Source organism: Candidatus Polarisedimenticolaceae bacterium (assembly GCA_036376135.1).
Lineage (GTDB): Bacteria > Acidobacteriota > Polarisedimenticolia > Polarisedimenticolales > DASRJG01 > DASVAW01.
The window spans coordinates 48,088-69,085 of record DASVAW010000057.1; the positions used below are offsets into that span (position 1 = coordinate 48,088).

Below are 20,998 nucleotides of genomic sequence, written 5' to 3' on the forward strand. Positions count from 1 at the left end.
GTGTAGCCGTCGTAGTCGTGGTCGGCTGCGATCCCGGACGATGGGGTGAATCCCTCATCGCGGAGGGCGCTCCGCCCGCGCTCACGTGGGGGATCGCATCCTCACGTCCGGCGGAGCGAGGTGCGTGGCGGTCTTGTGGTGAAGCGTCGGACATGGGGCGGGTCCCCGCCGCGGTGACCCGAGCGTCGACAGGAAGAGTCTCCGGCAGCGCTCGCCGCAGAAGCAGAAGGCCGCCTCCTCGCCCTCGGGCGGGACGGAAACCGACTCGTCCACCGTCCTGCCGCAGATCGGGTCGATCGGCACGTCAGTCCTCGGATCCGCCGACTCTCGCCTGAGCGGCGTGGTCCCAGATGCGTTGTTTGGCGATCTTCCCCGACGCGGTCTTGGGGACCGACGACAGGAACGTCACCCACTTCGGAACCATGAACGGTTCCAGCCGTTCGGCGCAGTGCCGGATCACGTCCGCGGAGGTGTAGGAGGTCCCCTCGGCGAGCACGACGAACGCGCGGATCGCGAGCCCGAGAAGGTCGTCCGGCTGGCCGACGACCGCGGCGTCCTGGACCCCGGGGAGGGCGTACAGCACGTTCTCGACTTCCTTCGGCGCGACCTTCTCTCCCCGCGTCTTGATGATGTCGTCCTTCCGGGCGATGAAGTACAGGAAACCCTCCTCGTCCGTCTTGAAGAGGTCGCCGGTCCAAAGCCACGTCTCATTGGGGATGTCCGGCGAGGGCTTGAGCCACTCCGCCGTGATCCCGGGCTTCTCCCAGTACCCGCGCATCACGTGCGGCCCGCGCACCACGAGCTCGCCGATCTCCCCGGGCGCGGCCTTCCTGCCGTCGGGCGCGACGACGAACGCCTCCGTGCCGGGAATCGCGATGCCCACGCTCGTGGGCTTGTCCGCGATGCGTTCCGGGGGCAGGTAGGACACGCGCTTGCACTCGGTGAGCCCGTACATGGAGTAGATGCGCGCCTCGGGGCACAGGCGTGCGAGCGTCTCGATGTGCGCGGGCGAGAGGGCCGCGGCCGAGCTCGTCACCCATCGAACTCCGGGAAGGCGCACGCCCCTGGCCTCGTACGCGCGCAGCGTGGACGCGATCGTGGGGACGAGCGGCAGTCCGGTCACCCTCTCGTCCGCGATCCGCTGGATCGTCGCGGCCGGGTAGTTGAACGAGGATTCCAGCACGAGCGTGCCGCCGAACTGGCAGACCGTGAGCCACTGGTACAGGCCGTAGTCGAAGGACAGCGGGAGCACGTTCAGGACGACGTCCTCGGGCACGTTGCGCAGGTAGGCGGTGATCGACTCGGAGGCGGAGACCATGTTGTGGTGCGTGAGCATCACGCCCTTGGGGATCCCCGTGGAGCCCGACGTGTAGAGGACGGCGGCGAGATCGAGAGGGACGTTGCGGGCGGGCGGCCACGCGCAGGACGCCGACGCGAGCGCGGCGGCGAAGTCGTGAATCGAGGTCGAGCCGATCGCACGCTCGGCCTCCGGGTCCACCACGAGCGCGTGCTCGAGGTGACGGGCGGCCTCGAGGGCCGGAGCGTACCACCGCTCGAGCCGCGGCCCGGCGATCATCACGCGCGCGCGACAGTCGTCGAGGAGATAGGCCAGCCGGTCGGTCTTGGTCTGGGCGTTGACGATCACGACGATCGCATCCGCCGCGAGCACGCCGTAAACCGCCGTCGCCATCTCGACCGAATTGTCGAGGTAGAGCGCCACGCGATCGCCGCGCCGCACGCCCAGCGAGCGCAGCGCGTTGGCGGTGCGCCCGACGATCGCGTGGATCTCCCGCCAGGAGAGCCGCCGATCCCTGAACACGAGCGCCGTCTTGTCGGGGTGCCGCTCGGCGCTCCGCTCGAGGTACTCATGCAGCAACGTGACCTGGGAGACAACCATAGGCCACTAATGCCTGCCGGTACGGGGGAACCACCATGGGGTGAATCCCTACCGCGGGGCGGTGCACTAGACTGACGGCGTGCCCGACGACCGCGGACTCGTCCTCGTCACCGGCTCCACCGGCTACATCGGGGGACGACTCGTCGCGAGGCTGCTCGACGAGGGATGGCGGGTGCGATGCCTCGCGCGCGACCCCTCGCGACTCGGCGGCAGGCCCTGGACGCGCCGCGTCGAGATCGTCGAGGGCGACGTCCTTCGCCCCGGGACCCTCGTCGAGGCGCTGCGCGGGGTCCGCTTCGCCTACTACCTGATCCACAGCATGGCCGCGGGGGAGGACTTCCACGAGCGGGACCTCGCCGCCGCGAGGAACTTCGGCGCCGCCGCGCGCTCCGCCGGCGTCGCGCTCGTCGTCTACCTCGGCGCGCTCGGCGATCCCGACGCGGACCTCTCGCGCCACCTGCGGTCGAGGCAGCAGACCGGAGAGGCGCTGCGCGAGGGGGGCGTGCCGGTGACCGAGTTCCGGGCCGGGGTGATCGTCGGCTCGGGGAGTCTCTCCTTCGAGATGGTCCGCTACCTGGTCGAGCGCGTTCCCGTGATGGTGTGCCCGAGGTGGGTCCACACCAGGATCCAGCCGATCGGCGTCCGCAACGTCGTCGATTACCTGACGGCCGTCCTCGGGCGGCGCGAGGCGTGGGGGCGCATCCTCGAGATCGGGGGGCGCGACGTCCGCACCTACGCCGAGATGCTCACCGACTACGCGCGCGTGCGCGGGTTGCGCCGCTGGCTGGTCCCGGTCCCCGTGCTCACCCCGCGCCTCTCCTCCGTCTGGGTGCACCTCGTCACGCCGGTTCCGGCGTCGATCGCGCGGCCGCTGGTCGAGGGGCTGCGCAACGACGTCCTCGTGCGGGACGACGCGGCGCGCCGGCTGTTCCCGGAGATCGAGCCGGTGGATTACGAGGAGGCGGTGCGCCGCGCGCTCGGGCGGCTCGAGGCGGGGGACGTCGAGACGCGCTGGGCCGACGCGCTCGCGACGAGCCAGGGGGACGTGACGCCCGTCGTGCTCGGGGACGTCGAGGGGATGCTCCTCGAGCGGCGGCAGATCGTCGTTCCGGCCCCGCCCGGTACGGTGTTCCGCGCGTTCTCGCGCCTCGGAGGAGAGGTCGGCTGGCTCTCGTGGGACTGGGCCTGGCGGCTGAGGGGCCTGGCCGACCGGCTCGTCGGCGGCGTGGGGCTTCGCCGCGGGCGACGCGATCCCGACGAGGTTCGCGTGGGCGACGCGGTGGACTTCTGGCGCGTCGAGGCCGTCGAGCCCGATCACCTGGTGCGGCTGCGCGCGGAGATGAAGGTGCCCGGGCGCGCCTGGCTGCAGTTCAAGGTGTCGCCGCACGGGGCGGACGCGTCCGTCCTCACGCAGACGGCCTTCTTCGCGCCGAAAGGGCTTGCGGGGCTCCTGTACTGGTATTCCCTCTACCCGATCCACGCCCCGATCTTCAGCGGGCTCGCCCGTCAGATCGGCCGTCGCGCCTCGGAGCCCGGCGACAGATAGCCGCACGGGCAGAGGTCGACGCACTTGCCGCACGACTCGCAGCGCTCGAGGGCGATCGCGAAGTAGGTGCCCGGTGCGGGCTCCGCGACGCGCGTGAATCCGAAGCCGTTGCAGTAGGTCCAGCAGTGCTGGCATCCGAAGCACAGCCCGCAGGAGAAGCAGCGGGAGACCTCCGACAGGAACTGCGCCTCGTGGATCGTCCCTACCGCCTCACGGTCCGGGTCGGCGAGCCGCGCCTGGACGTCCGTGACGGGGGGGCGCACCGGCCGCCGTTCGGGGTAGTACTCGGGCTTCACCGCGCCGGGGTCCAGACGGGGGCGGGACTCGGCGGCGGGCTCGCCTTCGATCCCGCGCAGCCGACGGTGGGCGGCCCGGGCGGCGGCGCGGCCCTGCGCGATCGCGGCACCCGCGATGCCGGGCCCCCGTGCGTCGCCCCCCGCCCACACGCCCGTCGCGATCTCGCGGTCCACTTCGCCGGAGACGAAGACTCCGTCGGGGCGGAGGGCGTCGAGCCGGCTCCAGTCGGGCTCCTGCGAGACGGCGGCGAGGACGGTGTCGGCCGCCACGGCGAAGACCGCTTCGGGGATCGGGATCGGCCGGCGGCGGCCGGACTCGTCGGCGTCGCCGGGACGCATGCGCTGCGCCTCGACTCCGGTCACGACGCCCTCCTCGCGGACGACCCGGATCGGCACCGCGAGCTCGAGGATCTCGACCCCCTCGGCGGCGGCCTCGTCGACCTCCTCCCGGAGCGCCGGCATCTCCCGCCGGGAGCGCCGGTACATCACCGTGACCCGGGCCCCGAGCCGGCGCGCGGCACGTGCGGCGTCGATCGCGGTGTTGCCGCCGCCGACCACGACGACCCGCGCTCCCACGTCCGGAGCGTCGCCCCGGTTCAGCGCCGCGAGGAAGTCGATCCCGCCGAAGACGCCGGGCCCTTCTTCGCCGGGGACGTCGAGCCGCCTCCCCGTCCGCGCGCCGATCGCGACGAACAGCGCCGCGTGCCGCGCGCGGAGCTCGCCCGGCGAGACGTCGGCGCCGACCACGGTCGACAGCCGCGCCTCGACGCCGAGGTCCAGGATGCGCGCGATCTCCGCTTCGAGGATCCGCTCCGGCAGGCGGTGCTCCGGGATGCCGTGGAACAACATGCCGCCGAGGCGCGGGGAGCCCTCGTAGATCGTCACCCGGTAGCCGCGGCGCGCCATCTGGTAGGCGAACGACAGGCCGGCGGGTCCTCCTCCGACGACGCCGACCGACTCGCGCTCGGGAGCGTCGCGCTCGCGGCGGAGGGCGAGGCCGGCGCGCATCCCCCAGTCGCCCAGGAACCGCTCGAGCGCGTGGATGGCCACCGGCCCGTCCTTGTCGCCGCGGCTGCACGACGCCTCGCAGGGGTGGGGGCAGATGCGCCCCATCGTCGCGGGGAACGGGTTCGCCTCGGTGAGCCGCTCCCACGCACGGCGGAAGGCGGTCTCCTTGTCGACGCCGGTCTTGTGCCGCTGGGCGATCTCGGCGATCCAGCCGCGCACGTCGTTGCCGTTCGGGCACCCGCACTGGCAGGGCGGGACCTTCTCGAACGGCGACGGCGCGAACATCGTCAGGACTCCGGGTCGGCGGCGCGAAGCCGCTCGCGAAGGCGAGCGACCTCGATGTCGAGCGTGCGGATCCGCGACGACAACGCCTTGAGCACGTTGAAGGCGAGGGAGGGGTCCTCCTGGACGCGCCGCAGGAACGTCCGCTTGTCCACCGTCAACGCGCGCACCTCCCCGATCGCCCGGACGGTGGCCGATCGCGGCTGCTTCTCGCACAGCGCCATCTCCCCGAACATCTCGCCGGGGCCGAGTTCGGCGATGCGCACCGTCCGCGCGCCCTCCTCCCTCAGGACCTCGACCGTCCCCATCAGGACGACGTACATGCAATCGCCGACCTCGCCCTGCCGGACGATCGCCTCGCCGTCGCCGTAGAGCCGGCCGAGCGCGCCGCCCGTCATGCCGTCGTCCCTGCGCCGCGCGGCGGCACGACGGAGGCGGCGAGGTGCCCGGCGAGCGGGGCGAGGAACCTCGGGTCGAGGCTGCGCACGAAGACGTCCCGGTACGGGGCGCTCCCCGTGAAGACGTCCCACAGGATGCCGCTCATGCGCCGGACCCCGGAGGGGTCGCGCTGCTCGCGCGCGGTCATCCGCAGCATCGCGCGGCGGGCGAACCGGACGCGTCGGAACACCGTCGTGACGCCGAAGACGACGCGCCCGAGGGCGTTGTCCGCCGAGATGGCGCGACAGGCCGGCAGGAAGTGGTCGCGGAAGTCGGCGGCCCCGACGCCGCGGAACACCGCCGTGCGCGCGGCGGCCTTCGCGGTGCGGTAGGCCGAGCCGATGCCGTCCTTGTAGAGACGGGCGACGCCGCTGTCCCCGACGAACACGATGCGGTCGGCGAAGGGCGGATCGGCGGGGCGGACGTTGATGTGCGGAAAGCAGTGGCAGACGGGGCCCGGCACCGCGCCGCCCGGAAAGCAGCTCCGGACCTCGTCGGTCGCGAGGAACGCCCGCACCAGCGACTCGTCCAGGTCGTCGCCGAGCAGGCACAACGTGACGAACTCCTCCTTCGGGATGATCGCCGCGAACTCGAGGCGGGGGAGGTCGAGGAGGAACACGTGCATCGACGTGCCGAGGGACGACTCGACGGCGTCGCGGCCGAGGCGGAACTCGCAGATGAAGGTCTTGGTCTTGCCGGGCAGGCGCAGCCCGGGGAGGTCGGAGGCGATCGATTCCGCCAGCCGGCTGTTGACCCCCGCCGCGAAGGCCACGAGGTCGTAGGTGTCGCGGGTGCCGTCGGGGCACACGACGGCGGGTCGCCCCCCCGTCCAGTCGATCCGCTCGACCAGCTGCCGCCGGATCCTGGCGCCTCGCGCCGCCGCGAGCTCCTGGAGGTGGCGGTCGAGCCCGGCCACCGACGAAGGCTCCGAGGTCCGCGGGCCGTTTCCCCGGTACAACGCGGCGATTCGTTTCTCGTGGATCGGCGTGTCGATGCGCACGCTCCCCACGTCGGTGTGAACGACGTACGAATCGATGCCGCGGCGCACCACCCCGGGGGGGAGGCGGATCCCCTCGGTGGCCAGGAGCTGAACGAGGGACTCGGAGACGATCCCTCCGCAGTGGTTGCACCCGGCGGGGCCGCTCTGGGAGAAGAACCGCGGTTCGTAGATCTCCACGTCGACGTCGAGGTCGATCGTGGCGGCCATCTGCTTCAGGAAGTAGGCGAAGAAGGACCCGGCGGGGCCGCCGCCGAGCACGGCGACCCTCGCGCCGTCCTCGAGAACCGGACCGTCGTGCCGATGCTCGAGGGCGGCCGTCCACTGGGCGACCAGCCTTCGCCGGGCGGAAGCTCGCATGGCGAGTCCTCGCAGCCGGCCGGAATTGTGCGGCGAAACGGGGGAGAGACCCCCAAAGAAATGTCAAGCGGGGGTATGCCGCGGCGCCATCAAGCCGACGCCGCACCGGTCCGAATCGCCGCCTCCACCGCGTCCCCGAAACGATCGAGCTCGTCGAGGGAGGTGTACAGGTTCGGGCTGATCCGCAGCCCTTCGAACGCGTCGTGCTTGATGGCGACGGTGAAGATCCGGTGCTTCGTCCAGAGATGCTCGCCCAGCGCCGCCGTCTCGATCCCCTCGACCTGCACGCAGCCCAGGCCGCTCGAGAACGCGGGGTTCAGGCTCGTGTGCAGGCGCACCCGGTCGCTCGCCGCGAGCAGGCGCTTCGCCCACGTGTCGCGCAGGTAGCGCAGGCGCGCCTGCTTGACCTTCGGCCCGATCCCGTCGTGGAAGGCGAGGGCGTCGGCGATCGCGAGCGCGGGCGCCGCCGGGTGCGTGCCGATCTCCTCGAACTTCCGGATGTTCGCGTCCATCTCCGCCGGAGCCGCCATCAGCGGCCACACGTCGCGGATCCGCTCCCGCTTCACGTAGAGAAGCCCGGTCCCGATCGGGGCGAGCAGCCACTTGTGCAGGCTCGCCGAGTAGTTGTCGCAGCCGAGCTCGTCGCGCGTGAACGCGAGGTGCGCGAACGCATGGGCGCCGTCGACGATCGCCGCGATCCCGCGTCTCGCCGCGAGCGCGCACAACTCGCGGACGGGGAGGATCTGTCCCGTCAGGTTGATCACGTGGCTGACGAGGATCGCGCGGGTGTTCGGTCCGATCCGCTCCTCGTATCGCCGCACGATCTCGGCCGGATCCTCGCAGGGGACGGGGATCGGGAACGTCTCGAGGACGATCCCCTCGCGCCGCTCGCGCTGCCGGAAGGTCGTGAGCATGCGCGGGTAGTCCTGCGTCGTCGCGAGGACCTCGTCGCCGCGCTTCAGGTCGAGGCCGAGCTGCACGGTCTCGAGCGACTCCGACGCGTTGCGGGTGATCGCGACCTCCTCGGGGTCGCAGCCGAGAAGGCGCGCGAGCCCCTGGCGCGCGGTCTCGCGCCGGGGCTCCTGCAGCTGCCACATCACGTAGGCCGGCAGGGCGTTCGCGGCGTCGAGGTTCGCGTGGAGCGCGGTCATGACCGCTCGCGGGGACGGGCACACCCCGCCGTTGTTCAGATTGATCATCGAGCGGTCGACGTCGAACGCCTGGCGCACCTCGAACCAGAACGCCTCGTCGCGGGCGATCTCCTCCGGCGGGCGGGAGCCCGCGTCTCCCGCGATCGCGGCCAGGGCGCGCATCATCCCGTTCGGGTCGAAGGCGGGAAGCGCCAGGGAGACGGCGGGCCAGCTCAGGCTTCCGAGGAATGCGCGGCGGGTGGGCATGGCCTGCGGATCATAGGCGATACCATGCGGACGACGCGGGAGGAAACATGGGCGAGCTGCTCGACCCGAACCGGAGCGCCGTGGTGGTGATCGACCTCCAGGGCAAGTTGATGGAGATGGTGGTCCGCCCCGACCGGGTGATCGCGGCGACGAACCGTCTCATGAAGCTCGCCGGGATCTTCGGGCGACCGGTCGTGCTGACCGAGCAGTATCCCGAGGGGCTCGGCCCGACCCACCCCGACGTGCGCGCCGCCTACGACGCCCTCGAGGTCGCCAAGCGCCACGTGACCAAGGTGGCCTTCGGCTGCTGCGGCGAGCCGGCGTTCGCGCGCGCGCTCGACGAGGTCCTTCCCGGAGTGCCCGCCGACCGGCGGCAGGTCGTCGTCGCGGGGATCGAGGCGCACATCTGCGTGATGCAGACGGTCCTCGAGCTCCTGCGGGAGGGGAACGCGGTGCACGTCTGCTGGGAGTGCGTCAGCGGCCGCGGCGAGGAGTACGTGCGGCACGCCCTCGAGCGCATGCGCGGGGCCGGGGCCCGGATCACCAACCACGAGTCGGTCGGCTTCGAGTGGGCTCGCAGCAAGGACCACGACGCGTTTCGCGCGATGAATCGCCTCTTCCGCGAGGGGCAGATCGTCTGATGCGTTTCCTTTGGGTGTGCTTCGGCGGCTTCCTCGGGACCGGCGCGCGTTACGCCCTGAACGGCTGGATCGCGCAACGGTACGGCGAGACGTTTCCGGTCGGCACCCTCGCCGTGAACGTCCTCGGCTCGTTCGCGATCGGGGTGATCTACGCCGCGACCGGGCCCGACTCGAGATGGGTCGTCTCCCCCGACGTGCGGCAGTTCCTGATGATCGGGATCCTCGGCGGGTTCACGACCTTCTCGTCGTTCAGCCTCCAGACCCTCGCGCTGCTGCGGGAGGGGGAGGTCGGCGCCGCCGTCGCGAACGTGGTCCTTTCGGTGGTCCTGTGCCTTCTGGCCGCCTGGGCGGGCGAGGAGCTGGTCCGGGCCGTGAGGTGGTGATGAAGCTCGAAGGGGAAGGAACGCTCCTGCGGATCTTCGTCGGCGAGTCGGACCGCTTCGAACATCGACCGCTGTACGAGGCGATCGTGCTCGCCGCCCGCGGGCGCGGCCTCGCCGGGGCGACGGTGCTCCGCGGCCCGATGGGGTTCGGGGCGAGCTCGAGGATCCACACCGCCAAGATCCTGCGCCTGTCCGAGGACCTGCCGATCGTGATCGAGATCGTCGACCGGGAGGAGGCGATCCGTGCGTTCCTTCCGCTCCTCGACACGATGGTGTCCGAGGGGATGATCACCCTCGAGGAGGTGCGGGTCGTGACGTATCGGCACCGGAGCGGCTAGGGGAATCGCATCCTTCGCAGCAGCGCCCGGAACCGCGGTTCGTCGCGAAGGCCGTCGTAGAGGGCGTCCACCCGGATCCCGGCGAGCTCGCCGTCGTGCGCTTCGTACGCCTTCTCCGCCCAGTCGAGCGCCAGGGACGTTTCGCCCGCAGCCGCGGCAAACCGGGCGGCCGTGGCGTAACCGACGAAACCCGGCCCGTCCGGGGCCCTCCGCCTCATGTGCCAACGCCAGTACCCGCGCGCCCCTCCCTCCTCGAACGCGCGGCGGAGGGACGGACGCTCGTGGGGGCCGATCGAGGAGAGGTGTTCGGTCTCGGCGACGGCGTCCTCGAACCGTCCCAGCCCTTCGTACGCGAATTTCAGCACGACGTGCGCGCGCTCGAAAGCGGGGTCCACCTCGAGGATCGCGCGGCACGCCGCGATCGCCTCGTCGTACCGGCGCGCGTCCACGAGGTTCTCGGCGCGATGGGCGCGGACGATCGACGACAGCGGGTCGAGCATCACGGCCCGGTCGGCGAGCGCGATCGCCTCGTCGTGGCGACCGAGCCAGGAGAGCAGGTAGGCGTAGGCGCTGTGGCCGTATGCGTAGCTCGGATTCAACGAAAGCGCGCGCCGGTGGGAGGCCTCGGCGGCCGCCCAATCGTAATCGTGGATCTGCTGGATGAAGCCCAACATCGTGTGGGCCTCCGCCAGGCGGTCGTCGAGCTCGACCGCGCGCGACGCGGCGGCTCGGCTCCGGCGCATCGCCTCTCCCGCGGGCATCAGCCCCATCGGCTGCCCGATCAGGAAGTAGGCGTACGAGAGGGCGGCGTGGGCCTCGGCGAACTCCGGGTCGAGCGCCAGCGCCGCCTCCAGGGCGTCCCGCGCCTCCAGGGTGTCCCGCTCGGTGAAGCGCGCGAGACGGAACCGCGCGCCGAGGTAACGTTCGTAGGCCGCCGGGTTCACCGTTCGCGACGTGAGGAAGAGCGCGGACTCACCCGAGGTCGCCGCCGCGCTCACCCTCTGGGCGATCGCGAACGCGATCTCCCCCTGGAGCCGCAACACGTCCCGCAGCTCCCGCTCGTAGCGCTCGGACCAGAGCTGCCGATCCGCCGCGGTGTCGATCAGCTGGGCCGTGACCGCGACCCGCCCCTCCCGGACCGTCACCGCACCCACCACGAGCGCGTCCACGTTCAGGCGCCCGGCGATCTCCGCGAGCGGAAGTTCCGAGCCCTTGAACCGCATCACCGAGGGGCGAGCCACGATGCGCAGCGCGCCGGCCTTGCCGAGGTCCGTGATCAGCGATTCCGTCATGCCGTCGGCGAAGTACTCCTGCCCGGGATCCCCGGACAGGTTCTCGAGCGGCAGCACCGCGATCGAGGTGATGCGCGGGGCTCCGGCGAGAAGGCGCTCCCGCAGGCCGCCGACGTCGAACGCCACGAGCGCGGCGGCGCCGGCGAGCACGACGCACGCGCCGCCGACGGCCCAGCGCACCCGAGTTCGGCGCGGTGGCGCGGCGACCGGCGAACGACCCTCCGCGACGCGCCGCAGGTCGGCGCCGAGCTCGGCGGCTCCGGGGTAACGTGCCGACGGCGCCCTCTGCACGGCCCGCCGGAGCACGCGCTCCAGTCCGGAGGAGATCGACGGACGAAGCGCGCGCGCGGGCGTCGGGTCCTCGTCGAGGATCGCGGCGATGAGCGGCGGACCTTCGAGGGTGCCGTGCAGTCGGCGGCCGGTCGCGAGCTCGTACATCACCGCGCCCGCGGCGTAGACGTCCGTGCGTCCGTCGAGCGGGCCGTCTCGCAGCTGCTCGGGCGCCATGTAGGGAAGGGTGCCGGCGACGGCGGCCGTCCTCGTGGCCGTCTCCCCCGCGTCGGGCTCTTGTTCCTGGCGGCGGAGCCTCGCCAGGCCGAAATCCAGGATCTTCAGCCGTCCGTCGGGGGTCAGCTTGAGGTTCGCCGGCTTCAGGTCGCGGTGGATCACGCCGTGGGCGTGCGCGGCCGCGAGACCGTCGGCCAGCTGGATGCCCCACTCGAGGACGCGCTTTTCCGGTACGGGCGCGCCGCGTGCGATCTCGTCGAGGGCCGGGCCGGCCACGAACTCCATGACCAGGAAGTCCCTTCCGTCCACGGTGTCGAAGTCGTGCGCGGTGGCGATGTTCGGGTGGTCGAGGCGCGAGAGCGCCCGCGCCTCATCCCGAAAACGGGCCCGGGCGCGATCGTCGGCGAGGGTCCCGGGCGGGAGCACCTTGACGGCCACCTGCCGCTCGAGGTGTTCGTCCCACGCGCGGAAGACGACCCCCATCCCCCCTGCGCCGACCGTCTCGAGGAGCCGGTAGTGGCCGAGTCGAGCCGGTCCGCGCTCGACCGAGGTCGTCCGTTCGGTCGTTCCAGGCATGCCAACCCCCGTGTCGGGGACTGCCCGATGAAACGATACCGGCGCGCGAGCACGACGGCCGCGCAGATCGCACGCCTCGATCACTCGCGCTCGCGACCCGGCCCGGTCGGATCCGGTGGAAATCCGGGCGCCGGCGTCGATTGGCCACCCGCCCGTTCGTCGACCTCACGAAAGGAGCACGACCGAATGGCCCCACCGACCCCGAAACGTTCCGTTGCCGGAACGATCGTGACCGCGATTCCGGCTCTTTTCCTGGCGTTCGACGTCGGGATCAAGCTCGCGGACATCCCTCCCGTCCGGGAGTCGTTCGCGAGGCTCGGCTACCCCGAGGCGAGTGGGCCCGCGCTCGGCCTGCTCGAGGGGCTGTGCCTCGCGGCCTACCTCGCCCCGTGGACCTCGGTCCTGGGGGCGATCCTCCTGACCGGTTATCTCGGCGGGGCCGTCGCCACCCACCTGCGCGTCGGCGATCCGCTCTTGACCCACACCCTCTTCCCCGTGTACGTGGGCGCCTTGTTGTGGGGAGGGATCTTCCTGCGGGAGGAGCGCCTGCGGGCGCTCGTCCCGCTGCGCCGTTCCTGAGAAGGAGACACGACGATGCGATTCATGATGCTCATGATCCCGAAGGGGTACGAATCGGCGGAGCCGGGGACGATGCCCGACGCCGAGGGCGTCGCCGCGATGATGCGTTACAACGAGGAGCTCCAGAAGGCGGGGGTGCTGCTCGCCCTCGACGGCCTGCATCCTCCCTCGATGGGGGCGCGGGTGAGCTTCCCCGGCGGGAAACCCAAGGTCACCGACGGCCCCTTCGCCGAGGCGAAGGAGGTCCTCGGCGGGTACTGGATGATCCAGGTCTCCTCGCGCGAGGAGGCGATCGAGTGGGCCAAGCGTTGCCCCGCGTCGGAGAACGAGATCCTCGAGATCCGCCAGGTGCAGGAGATGTCCGATTTCCCCGAGGACGTCCAGAAGGCCGCGGCGGGGTTCGAGGAGATGCAGCGGACGCGGCCGAAGTGAGCGGTTGATGGTCTAATCGGGGGTCGTGACGGCCCCCGAGATCCATCGCGCGATCGACGCGGTCTGGAAGATCGAGTCGGCCCGGCTCATCGCCGGCCTCGCGCGGATCGTTCGCGACGTCGGTCGCGCCGAGGACCTCGCGCAGGACGCGCTCGTCGCCGCCCTCAAGGCCTGGCCGGAATCGGGGATCCCGGACAACCCCGGCGCGTGGCTGATGGCCACGGCCAAGCGTCGCGCGATCGACGAGCTGCGACGGGACAAGCTCCTCGATCGCAAGCACCGGGAGCTCGGGCGCGAGGGCGAGTCCCGGGAGAGCGATCCGGTCGAGGCGATGGACGACGACATCGGCGACGACCTGCTGCGGCTGATCTTCATCGCCTGCCACCCCGTGCTGTCGGCCGAGGCGCGGGTGGCGCTGACCCTTCGCCTGCTGTGCGGGCTCGCGACCGACGAGATCGCGCGCGCGTTCCTGGTCCCCGAGGCGACGGTGGCGCAGCGCATCGTCCGGGCGAAGCGGAGCCTCGCCGAGGCGAAGGTGCCGTTCGAGATCCCGCGGGGGGCCGAGCGCGAGGCGCGTCTCGCGTCGGTCCTCGAGGTCATCTACCTCGTGTTCAACGAGGGCTACGCGGCGACCGCGGGAGACGATTGGATGCGCCCGGCGCTGTGCGACGAGGCGATGCGTCTCGGGCGCGTCCTGGCGGAGCTCGCTCCCGGCGAGCCCGAGGTCCACGGCCTCGTCGCGCTGATGGAGATCCAGGCCTCCCGGGCCGCCGCGCGGGTCGATGCCGACGGCGCGCCGATCCTCCTGCTCGACCAGAACCGGACGTTGTGGGATCCGCTGCTGATCCGGCGCGGGCTCGAGGGACTCGAGCGCGCGCAGCGCCTGGGCGGGGGGCTCGGGCCGTACGCGCTGCAGGCGGCGATCGCCGCCTGCCACGCCCGGGCGCGCACCGCGGCCGAGACCGACTGGACGAGGATCGCGATCCTTTACGACGCGCTGTGCCGCGTGACGCCGTCGCCGGTCGTCGAGCTCAACCGCGCCGTCGCGGTGGCGATGGCATTCGGCCCCGCGGAAGGGCTGGCCCTCGTCGACGCCCTGCGCTCGGAGCCGGCGCTCGCGGGATACCACCTCCTCCCCAGCGTGCGCGGGGATCTCCTCGAGAAGCTCGGACGGCTCGAGGAAGCGCGCGCCGAGTTCCGGCGGGCCGCGGAGATGACACGCAACGCCCGCGAGAGGGAGCTGCTGTCGGCGCGCGCGGCGGCGTGCGGCGGAGTACCCTGAGCCTCGACCGGCCCCGGAAAGGCGCGCGGCGATGCGATTCCCGATCGGGATCCTCCTGCTCGGCGCATTGCCTTCGTTCGCCCGGGCGCCGGCGGACACTCCCCGCTGGTTCCTCGGCATGGACGTGGGCTACGGATCGCTCGACCTTCGCTCCGACCAGAACGACGCCGTCTCCAAGCACGCGCTCGCGATCACCTTCCGGGGGCAGGTCCGCGTTGCCGACTTGCTGCGCGTCGGGCTGGAGCTGGGCGGTTGGACGCTCGACGCCTACGACGCGAACGATCCCTCCAAGGGGGAGAGCGTCTCGAACGTGCTCGTGGTGGCGGACGTCGTCCCGACGGGTCGCTACCGGCCGCTGTTCCGGATCGGCTTCGGACGGGTCGAATACAACAACAACGCTCCGTCGGCGCTCGAGGGGAGCGGCTGGGGCTGGAAGGCGGCGGTCGGGTACGAGTTTCCGGTCTGGCGCAACGTGCGCGTCGTGCCGCGCCTGCAGTACGGCGCGAGCGAGCTCGACGACGCATACGGGGTGAACGACCGGCGCACGGGGCGACGGTACGACGCATGGGACCTCGGCGTCGGGGTGACGTGGGTGTTTCGGGGCGGGTGACGCGACATCGTGCTCTTCCCGCCGTAATACCGTCCGGAGACGACACCCCATGAAGCTTCTCGCCCTCGCCCTGCTCCTCACCTCCGGCGCGGCCCTCGCCGCCCCCGGGGACCCCCCGAACCGCCACCAGGTCCGCCTCGAGCTCACGCACCTGCTGCTGCAGTACCCCCCGGAGCTCGGCCAGGTCCTCAAGCTCGATCCGGCGCTGATGCAGAACGCCGCGTATCTCGCGCCGTACCCGGAGCTCTCGACGTACCTCCAGGCGCATCCCGAGGTGTTCCGGCAGCCGCAGTTCTACCTCGAGGACGTCTCGATGCCCTTCGAGGGGCACCGCGCGGGAGCGGGGGAGCGGATGACGATGGACGTCCTCGGAGGCTTGTCGGCCCTGTTCGTCCTGATCGTGGTGGTGGGGGTCCTCGCCTGGCTGATCAAGACCCTGGTGGCGCAGCGTCGCTGGGCCCAGCTCGTGCGGGTGCAGACGGAGGCGCACAACAAGCTGCTCGACCGCTTCGCCGGGAGCGAGGAGCTGCTCGCCTACATCCAGTCCCCCGCGGGACGCCGCTTCCTCGAGGCGACGCCGATCCCCGTCGCCGACGGCCCCGCGCCCGCTGCGTCCCCGTTCGGGCGTATCCTCGGCGCCGTGCAGATCGGGATCGTGCTGACCGCGGGGGGAGTGGGGCTTCGCCTCGTGGCGTCGAAGCTCGCCGGAAACGCCGCGATCCCGATCGCCGCCGTCGGGACCTTCGTGATCGCGATCGGCGTCGGCTTCGTGCTCTCCAGCGCGGTCTCCTGGTTCCTCTCGCGCCGGCTGGGGGTCGCCGGCGCCCCGGACGCCCGGGCGTGAAGGCGAAGATCCTCGTGCTCGACGCGCCGCTCGCGGCCGCGGGCGAGGCCGTCCCCGCCATGGACGAAACCACCTTCCGGGTCTTCTACGACCGCACCTCCCGCCCGGTGTGGGCTTACCTCGCGAAGGTGACCGGCGATCCACGCGCCGCCGACGACCTGTTGCAGGAGGCGTTCTACCGGTTCTACCGCGCGGGCGCGGCTCTCGAGAGCGACGCGCACCGGAAGAACTACCTCTACCGCATCGCGACCAACCTCGCGCGCGACCGCGCGCGCCAGCGGGGAGGAGCCGTTCACCTCGAGCTGCTGGAGGACGAGGGGCTCCCCGCGGATGCGAGGCCGGCGCAGCGGATCGAGAGCGCGACCGACCTCGACCGCGCCATGGCGCAGCTCAAACCCGCGCAGCGCGAGATGTTGTGGCTCGCCTATGCCGAGGGGGCTTCGCACGAGGAGATCGCCGAGGTCCTCGGCGTCCGTGCGGCGAACGTGAGGTCGCTGCTCTCCCGGGCGAAGAAGAAGCTCGCGGGGCTTCTGGGGGGCGACCGTGGCTGACGAACGCGACCCCGTCGCCGAGGCCTTCCGAGCGGCGGCGCGCGACGCGCGTGTCCCGAGCGCGGGGCTCATGTGGTGGCGGATGCAGCTGCGCGCGAAACGGGAAGCCGAGGCCGCCGCGGTGCGCACGGTGACCCGCGTGCAGTGGATCGTCCCCGCGCTCGTCCTCGCCTTCGGGCTCGTCGTGCTGGGCGCGACCGGGGCGTGGGCGGGGCTCGGCGTTTCCTGGGGAGCGCCGCTGCTTCTCGCGGGCGCCGCGGCATGCGTGTTGGCGCCCGTCGCCGTGTGGCTGGCGGTGACGCGCGAGTAGCGCCGCGTTTGACGCTCCCCCGGAGCCTGCCTAGACTCAGGCGTTCGTTTCGGGGGAGGGGATCTTGGAGCGCGTCACCACGTTTCTGAAGCGGCTGGGGCTCGCCCTGCTCTCCGTCGCCCTGCTCGGCCTCTACGCGCGCTTTCCCGCGCTCGCCTTCCTCCCGTACGTCGCCCTCGTGCCGTGGATCGTCCTCTACACCGACGACCGGCAGCCCCGCGTCTTCGCGGGGTACTACGTCTTCGCGGCCTGGATCGCCTGGGCGGCGCTGTACCCCAGCACCGGGAAATACGGCTGGTTCGTGCCGTTCGTGATGGGGCTGTTCATGTCCGTGCCGTGGTACCCGTTCGCGTCGGTCCTCAAGCGGCTGCACGCGAGGACGGCGCTCCCTCGCGCGCTCACGGTGCCCCTGGTCTGGATCGGCATCGAGTGGCTTCGCGTGGCGCTCACGCCGGGCGATTTCGACCTCTACCTCCTCGGATACTCGCAGGCCCCGTTCCCGCTCCTCGTGCAGATCGCCGACGTCACCGGGGTGTACGGGGTGTCGTTCCTCCTCGCGGCGGTGAACGGGTGGCTGGCCGATGCCTACTTCGCGGCGCGCGACGCCGGGTCGGTCCGCGCGGCGCTCTCGCGACGCAACGTCGTCTCCGCGGCGTCCATCGCCGGCGGCCTCGCGATCCTCGTCGCCTACTCGGCGATCCGCCTGCCGGCGGTGAAGGAATCGCCGGGACCGCGCATCTCGATCATCCAGGCCAACACGGGCCACAAGCCCGGCGCGGCGCTCGTCGATCATCTCGAGCAGGTGATGCAGATCGAGGAATGGGTGCCGCCCGGCTCGGCGGACCTCATCGTGCTCCCGGAGAACGCGGTGCTCGACAACGTGCGCCGCGAAGGGCTCTATCTCGACGATCTCGCATGGCTGGCCTCCCGCAAGAAGGCGCCCATCCTCCTGGGCGCCATGACCTGGCCGAAGGACCTTCCCGGGAAAAAACGCAACGCCGCCGTCCTCGTCGACGATCGCGGCGCCATCCTCGGCGAGTACCACAAGCAGGCGCTCTTCCCGTTCACCGAATACGTCCCGCTCGACGCGGTCTTCGAGCGCTGGGCCCCTCCGGTCCACCGGATGCTGCGCCGGCTGATCCGCATCGCCTGGGGGGCGGTTCCGAGGGCCGTCCCCGGGAACGAGGTCGAGATCTTCCCGCTCCGGTGGTCGGGGGGGGACGCGCGGTTCGCGGTGCTCCTGTGCTCCGAGAACACGGCCGCTCCCGTCCCCGCCGAGGCGGCCCGGAAGGGGGCGGACTTCCTCGTGAACATCACGAGCGAAGGAGACCTCGGCGGCCCCGTGCAGGAGCAGCTCCTCCGGATCTGCATGATCCGCGCGATCGAGAACCGGCTCGCCTACGTGAGGCTCGGGAACACCGGGATCTCCGCCTTCATCGACGGCGCCGGCCGGATCCGCCGGATCCTGCGCGGCCCGAAGGGAGGGACGATCCTCGAGGCGGGGTCCCTGACCGAGCGGGTCTCGATCTCCGGCTCCGGCCCGACGGCGTACGCGAGCAGCCGCGACGCGTTCGCCAAGGGATGCATCCTCGCGACGGTCGTTTTGTTCGCGATTCCGATCGCGCGCCGGCGCAAGGGAGCCGCCGTCGCCGCGACGGTCGTCCTGGCGCTCGTCGCGACGACCGGATGCGAGCGATTCCCGGCCGCGTCCGACGCCGCGGGGGCCGCGGCATCGCTCGAGCGGGCGAAGCAGGCGGTGCAGCGACGCACCCCGGGGAAGGCGCTTCCCGACCTCCTCGCGGCCTGCGCAGACCAGGAGAGCTGCCGCGGGGCGATGCCGATGTTCCGCGAGGCGTTCCTCCGTTCGCAGCGTCTGGAGGACGCGGTCGACTTCTTCGTCGTCGTAGCGGCCCGTTTCCCGGACCTGGCTCCCGAGGCGAGGGCGCAGCGGGCGTTCTTCCTCGACCTTCTCGGCCGGCCGCGGGAGGCGGAGGAGGACTACCGTGCGTCGCTGGCGGCACGACCCTCCGCCGAGCGGTTCGGCGCTCTCGGTGCGCTCCTGCTGAAGGACGACGACGTGGACGGCGCGAAGGAGGCCTACCGCGAGGCGGTGTCGCTCGCTCCCGCCGATCCCGAGCTCCGCGCGCAGCTGGCTCGGACGCTTCGCTTGACCGGGCGGCCCGCCGAGGCCGAGGAGATCCTCCAGCGCGTGGTCGCGGAACGGCCGGATGCCGCGACGGCGTGGGGCGAGCTGGGACGGATCCGACTCGCCCGCGGGGACGAAGCGGGGGCGCTCGAGGCCTTCGAGCAGGGGCGACGCGCCGACCCGAGCAAGCTCGACCTCCATTTCATGGTCGGACGACTCGCGTTGCGGGAGGGCCGCCTCGACGACGTGCGACAGACGCTCGCGGGAATGAAGCGCGTCCACGCGACACTGCGGGACCTGCGGAGGGAGTGATCGGTCCGAGCCCGCCCGGGCGGTTCAGCCGGGCGCAGGCTTGCGCGCCATTGTCGGCAGGTGGCGCTTTAGGAATTGACGGCTCGCTGTGATTTATTTCGGTAAATCACAAGATCTTACCCAACCAAAAGTGCAAGATGTGGGTACTTTTGCCGTGAGCGGTCGTTGCGCCACACGGCGATCGCCCAGCACTCGGCCCGTCGCGTAGAGAGAGGGGAGAAGGACATGTCTCGGGATTATCGCCATCAGTGGGGACTACGTGTCGCAACGCTCGCTGCAGCCGCGGTCCTGTCGGCCGCAGCGCCGACCGTCGCGACGGCGGCGACCAAGACCGTCGACCTCGACGCTCAGAGCACCAACGGTTCCGAAAGCCAGTGCGACCTCAACGTGCTCTCGACCTTTCCCGTGAAGGTCGAGAACGTGGTGACGAACAAGGCCGTCGGGAATGCGTTCGACTTCTCCTGGAAGTCCGCGGGCCCCGGCGGATTCACCTCGAGCGCCGCGGCCGGGTCGACCGGCGGCGTCGGCGCCAAGTGGACCTGGACGACCAACCAGACCGTCTACTCCTACACCGGCAACAACTGCGCGAACGACATCTGCTTTCTGAAGACGGCGGGCCCCGATCCGATCACGAGCGTGTGCAGCACCTCGTGCGTCGACGACGGCGCGAGGCTGACGATCTCGAAGGGGGCGACCGCCGACGAGGTCGTGCTCAGCTGGACCGGGGGCACCGGGCCCTTCACCGTCTACCGATCCTCGAGCCGGGTCGCGATCGACCAGCCGGCCAACGAGATCGGGTCCACCACCGCGACGACCTACACCGACCGGATCACCTCGACGGGCGCCCTGTATTACAAGGTGCGCGGCGCCTCGTGTAATCAGCGGAAGGCGTGCTCGACCAACGCCGAATGCAATCCCGCCAACGAGGGGACCTGCGTCTCCCGCGGTCCGTTCTCCGTCCCCGGCCGCTCGCTCTACTCCAACGACATCACCGTCTCGTCGGCGTCGCTGACCTCCAGCCTCGTGACCTTCTTCAGCCCGCCGAAGGAGGTCTTCCGCGTCACGAGCTCCGCGGTTCCCGGCGCCTTCTCGGAGACGCTGGCGAACAACTCGACGCAGCCCGTGACGGTCGTCACCGAGGCCTATCCGCCCGGATGCTGCCCGGGGGATCCCGCGACCGACCACAAGCTGCGCTGCGGGGAGGAGTGCGTCGACTTCCTCACCGACCCGAACAACTGCGGCGCGTGCGGAAACGTCTGTGGCGAGGGGACCTGCTGCTCGAACGGGGCCTGTACCTCCCTGTGCGCGCCCGGTCAGATCTGGTGCAACGGCGCCTGCATCGATCCGCAGAACGATCCCGCGAACTGCGGATCCTGCGGGAACGCCTGCGGCGACGGGACGTGCTGCAGCGGCGGGACGTGCGTGGGCGAGACGTCCTGTGACGCCGGGCAGGCGTTCTGCGACGGGATCTGCCTGGACGTGCTGAACGACAACGACAACTGCGGCGCGTGCGGCAACGTCTGCGGCGAAGGGACCTGCTGCAGCAACGGCGTCTGCGAGGCCTTCTCGGCCTGCGAGGCCGGGCGCACCTTCTGCGACGGGCTCTGTTACGACCTGCAGAACGACCCCGGCAACTGCGGCGCCTGCGGAAACGTCTGCCCCGAGGACAGCACCTGCTCGAACGGCGTGTGTTCGCCGTGCACCGGGGAAGGCGGGCGCAAGGACGCCTGCGACAACGCCTGCGTCAACCTCAACACGGACCCGTACAACTGCGGCGCGTGCGGCCTCTCGTGCAACGTCAGTTGCCCCTCCGGGTTCAAGGGGGTCTGCAGCAACGGCCAGTCGTGCCGCTGCGTCGAAGGGACGCCGGCCCCGCAGCCGCCGTCGAACATCCCGCCCCCGACCGAGCCGTTCTGCCAGAACCCGGGCGGCCCGGCGGACCCGGCCCCCGGGTTCTGTCCGAATCCGACCCAG

The 20,998-nt window shown here is 71.4% G+C and carries 20 protein-coding genes; 13 read left to right on the plus strand and 7 right to left on the minus strand.

The features are described from left to right. Positions 1-81: 81 nt before the first annotated feature. Positions 82-303 (minus strand): hypothetical protein, encoded by a 222-nt coding sequence (locus tag VF139_05445; GenBank protein ID HEX6850834.1) that lies wholly within the window; start codon positions 301-303, stop codon positions 82-84. Position 304: 1 nt separating this feature from the next. Then, positions 305-1,897 carry an AMP-binding protein gene (locus tag VF139_05450; protein ID HEX6850835.1) on the minus strand — a complete coding sequence of 531 codons (1,593 nt, stop codon included), beginning with the start codon at positions 1,895-1,897 and terminating at the stop codon, positions 305-307. A gap of 79 nt (positions 1,898-1,976) precedes the next feature. Here VF139_05450 and VF139_05455 point away from each other — a divergent pair, with 79 nt between their 5' ends. Then, complete coding sequence (locus tag VF139_05455; protein HEX6850836.1) at positions 1,977-3,443, plus strand: SDR family oxidoreductase; 1,467 nt, start codon at positions 1,977-1,979, stop codon at positions 3,441-3,443. On the opposite strand, the gene VF139_05460 is transcribed toward VF139_05455, so the two are convergent. From VF139_05460 to VF139_05475, 4 genes are all read right to left on the minus strand, one after another. Continuing rightward, a complete protein-coding gene (locus VF139_05460) occupies positions 3,404-5,032 on the minus strand; it encodes an FAD-dependent oxidoreductase (protein HEX6850837.1) in 1,629 nt (542 codons plus the stop codon). The genes VF139_05455 and VF139_05460 overlap by 40 nt on opposite strands. A gap of 2 nt (positions 5,033-5,034) precedes the next feature. Continuing rightward, positions 5,035-5,427 (minus strand): cyclic nucleotide-binding domain-containing protein, encoded by a 393-nt coding sequence (locus VF139_05465; GenBank protein HEX6850838.1) that lies wholly within the window; start codon positions 5,425-5,427, stop codon positions 5,035-5,037. After that, on the minus strand, positions 5,424-6,824 hold the full coding sequence (locus VF139_05470) for a hypothetical protein (protein HEX6850839.1): 1,401 nt from the start codon (positions 6,822-6,824) through the stop codon (positions 5,424-5,426). Before VF139_05470 ends, VF139_05465 begins: the two co-directional genes overlap by 4 nt. Before the next feature lie 89 nt (positions 6,825-6,913). Further along, positions 6,914-8,221, minus strand: a complete 1,308-nt coding sequence (locus tag VF139_05475; GenBank protein ID HEX6850840.1) for an aminotransferase class V-fold PLP-dependent enzyme — start codon at positions 8,219-8,221, stop codon at positions 6,914-6,916. A 47-nt stretch (positions 8,222-8,268) separates the two neighbouring features. Here VF139_05475 and VF139_05480 point away from each other — a divergent pair, with 47 nt between their 5' ends. The 3 genes from VF139_05480 to VF139_05490 are packed head-to-tail and all read left to right on the plus strand — an operon-like array spanning position 8,269 to position 9,583. After that, complete coding sequence (locus VF139_05480; protein ID HEX6850841.1) at positions 8,269-8,862, plus strand: isochorismatase family protein; 594 nt, start codon at positions 8,269-8,271, stop codon at positions 8,860-8,862. Next, entirely contained in the window at positions 8,862-9,245 is a 384-nt protein-coding gene (crcB, locus tag VF139_05485; GenBank protein ID HEX6850842.1) for a fluoride efflux transporter CrcB, read from the plus strand. Before VF139_05480 ends, crcB begins: the two co-directional genes overlap by 1 nt. Further along, positions 9,245-9,583, plus strand: a complete 339-nt coding sequence (locus VF139_05490; GenBank protein HEX6850843.1) for a DUF190 domain-containing protein — start codon at positions 9,245-9,247, stop codon at positions 9,581-9,583. The genes crcB and VF139_05490 overlap by 1 nt, the downstream gene beginning before the upstream one ends. On the opposite strand, the gene VF139_05495 is transcribed toward VF139_05490, so the two are convergent. Next, complete coding sequence (locus VF139_05495; protein ID HEX6850844.1) at positions 9,580-11,958, minus strand: protein kinase; 2,379 nt, start codon at positions 11,956-11,958, stop codon at positions 9,580-9,582. The two genes, VF139_05490 and VF139_05495, sit on opposite strands and share 4 nt — an antisense overlap. A gap of 186 nt (positions 11,959-12,144) precedes the next feature. Here VF139_05495 and VF139_05500 point away from each other — a divergent pair, with 186 nt between their 5' ends. The 9 genes from VF139_05500 to VF139_05540 all read left to right on the plus strand — a co-directional run. Then, entirely contained in the window at positions 12,145-12,537 is a 393-nt protein-coding gene (locus VF139_05500; protein ID HEX6850845.1) for a DoxX family protein, read from the plus strand. Positions 12,538-12,552: 15 nt separating this feature from the next. Continuing rightward, the gene (locus tag VF139_05505) at positions 12,553-12,969 is read left to right on the plus strand and encodes a YciI family protein (protein ID HEX6850846.1); all 417 of its coding nucleotides are present in this window, start codon (positions 12,553-12,555) and stop codon (positions 12,967-12,969) included. Between the two features lie 25 nt (positions 12,970-12,994). Next, positions 12,995-14,251 carry an RNA polymerase sigma factor gene (locus VF139_05510; protein HEX6850847.1) on the plus strand — a complete coding sequence of 419 codons (1,257 nt, stop codon included), beginning with the start codon at positions 12,995-12,997 and terminating at the stop codon, positions 14,249-14,251. Between the two features lie 31 nt (positions 14,252-14,282). Beyond that, a complete protein-coding gene (locus VF139_05515; protein ID HEX6850848.1) occupies positions 14,283-14,861 on the plus strand; it encodes an outer membrane beta-barrel protein in 579 nt (192 codons plus the stop codon). A gap of 49 nt (positions 14,862-14,910) precedes the next feature. Beyond that, positions 14,911-15,705, plus strand: coding sequence for a hypothetical protein (locus VF139_05520; GenBank protein ID HEX6850849.1), 795 nt, complete (start codon positions 14,911-14,913; stop codon positions 15,703-15,705). Further along, the gene (locus VF139_05525; GenBank protein ID HEX6850850.1) at positions 15,702-16,256 is read left to right on the plus strand and encodes an RNA polymerase sigma factor; all 555 of its coding nucleotides are present in this window, start codon (positions 15,702-15,704) and stop codon (positions 16,254-16,256) included. The genes VF139_05520 and VF139_05525 overlap by 4 nt, the downstream gene beginning before the upstream one ends. After that, positions 16,249-16,566, plus strand: a complete 318-nt coding sequence (locus VF139_05530; GenBank protein HEX6850851.1) for a hypothetical protein — start codon at positions 16,249-16,251, stop codon at positions 16,564-16,566. The genes VF139_05525 and VF139_05530 overlap by 8 nt, the downstream gene beginning before the upstream one ends. A 64-nt stretch (positions 16,567-16,630) precedes the next feature. After that, on the plus strand, positions 16,631-19,024 hold the full coding sequence (gene lnt / locus VF139_05535) for an apolipoprotein N-acyltransferase (protein ID HEX6850852.1): 2,394 nt from the start codon (positions 16,631-16,633) through the stop codon (positions 19,022-19,024). 225 nt (positions 19,025-19,249) lie between these two features. Continuing rightward, positions 19,250-20,998 (plus strand): hypothetical protein (locus tag VF139_05540; protein HEX6850853.1); only part of this gene is annotated, 1,749 nt, incomplete at its 3' end.

What these genes read in the sequence shown, in the direction of transcription:
- VF139_05450 (HEX6850835.1), bottom strand. Translation starts at nt 1,897, where the DNA reads ATGGTTGTCTCCCAGGTCACGTTGCTGCATGAGTACCTCGAGCGGAGC.
- VF139_05470 (HEX6850839.1), bottom strand. Translation starts at nt 6,824, where the DNA reads ATGCGAGCTTCCGCCCGGCGAAGGCTGGTCGCCCAGTGGACGGCCGCC.
- VF139_05500 (HEX6850845.1), top strand. Translation starts at nt 12,145, where the DNA reads ATGGCCCCACCGACCCCGAAACGTTCCGTTGCCGGAACGATCGTGACC.
- VF139_05505 (HEX6850846.1), top strand. Translation starts at nt 12,553, where the DNA reads ATGCGATTCATGATGCTCATGATCCCGAAGGGGTACGAATCGGCGGAG.
- VF139_05475 (HEX6850840.1), bottom strand. Translation starts at nt 8,221, where the DNA reads ATGCCCACCCGCCGCGCATTCCTCGGAAGCCTGAGCTGGCCCGCCGTC.
- VF139_05495 (HEX6850844.1), bottom strand. Translation starts at nt 11,958, where the DNA reads ATGCCTGGAACGACCGAACGGACGACCTCGGTCGAGCGCGGACCGGCT.
- VF139_05490 (HEX6850843.1), top strand. Translation starts at nt 9,245, where the DNA reads ATGAAGCTCGAAGGGGAAGGAACGCTCCTGCGGATCTTCGTCGGCGAG.
- VF139_05460 (HEX6850837.1), bottom strand. Translation starts at nt 5,032, where the DNA reads ATGTTCGCGCCGTCGCCGTTCGAGAAGGTCCCGCCCTGCCAGTGCGGG.
- VF139_05465 (HEX6850838.1), bottom strand. Translation starts at nt 5,427, where the DNA reads ATGACGGGCGGCGCGCTCGGCCGGCTCTACGGCGACGGCGAGGCGATC.
- VF139_05520 (HEX6850849.1), top strand. Translation starts at nt 14,911, where the DNA reads ATGAAGCTTCTCGCCCTCGCCCTGCTCCTCACCTCCGGCGCGGCCCTC.
- crcB (HEX6850842.1), top strand. Translation starts at nt 8,862, where the DNA reads ATGCGTTTCCTTTGGGTGTGCTTCGGCGGCTTCCTCGGGACCGGCGCG.
- VF139_05480 (HEX6850841.1), top strand. Translation starts at nt 8,269, where the DNA reads ATGGGCGAGCTGCTCGACCCGAACCGGAGCGCCGTGGTGGTGATCGAC.
- VF139_05515 (HEX6850848.1), top strand. Translation starts at nt 14,283, where the DNA reads ATGCGATTCCCGATCGGGATCCTCCTGCTCGGCGCATTGCCTTCGTTC.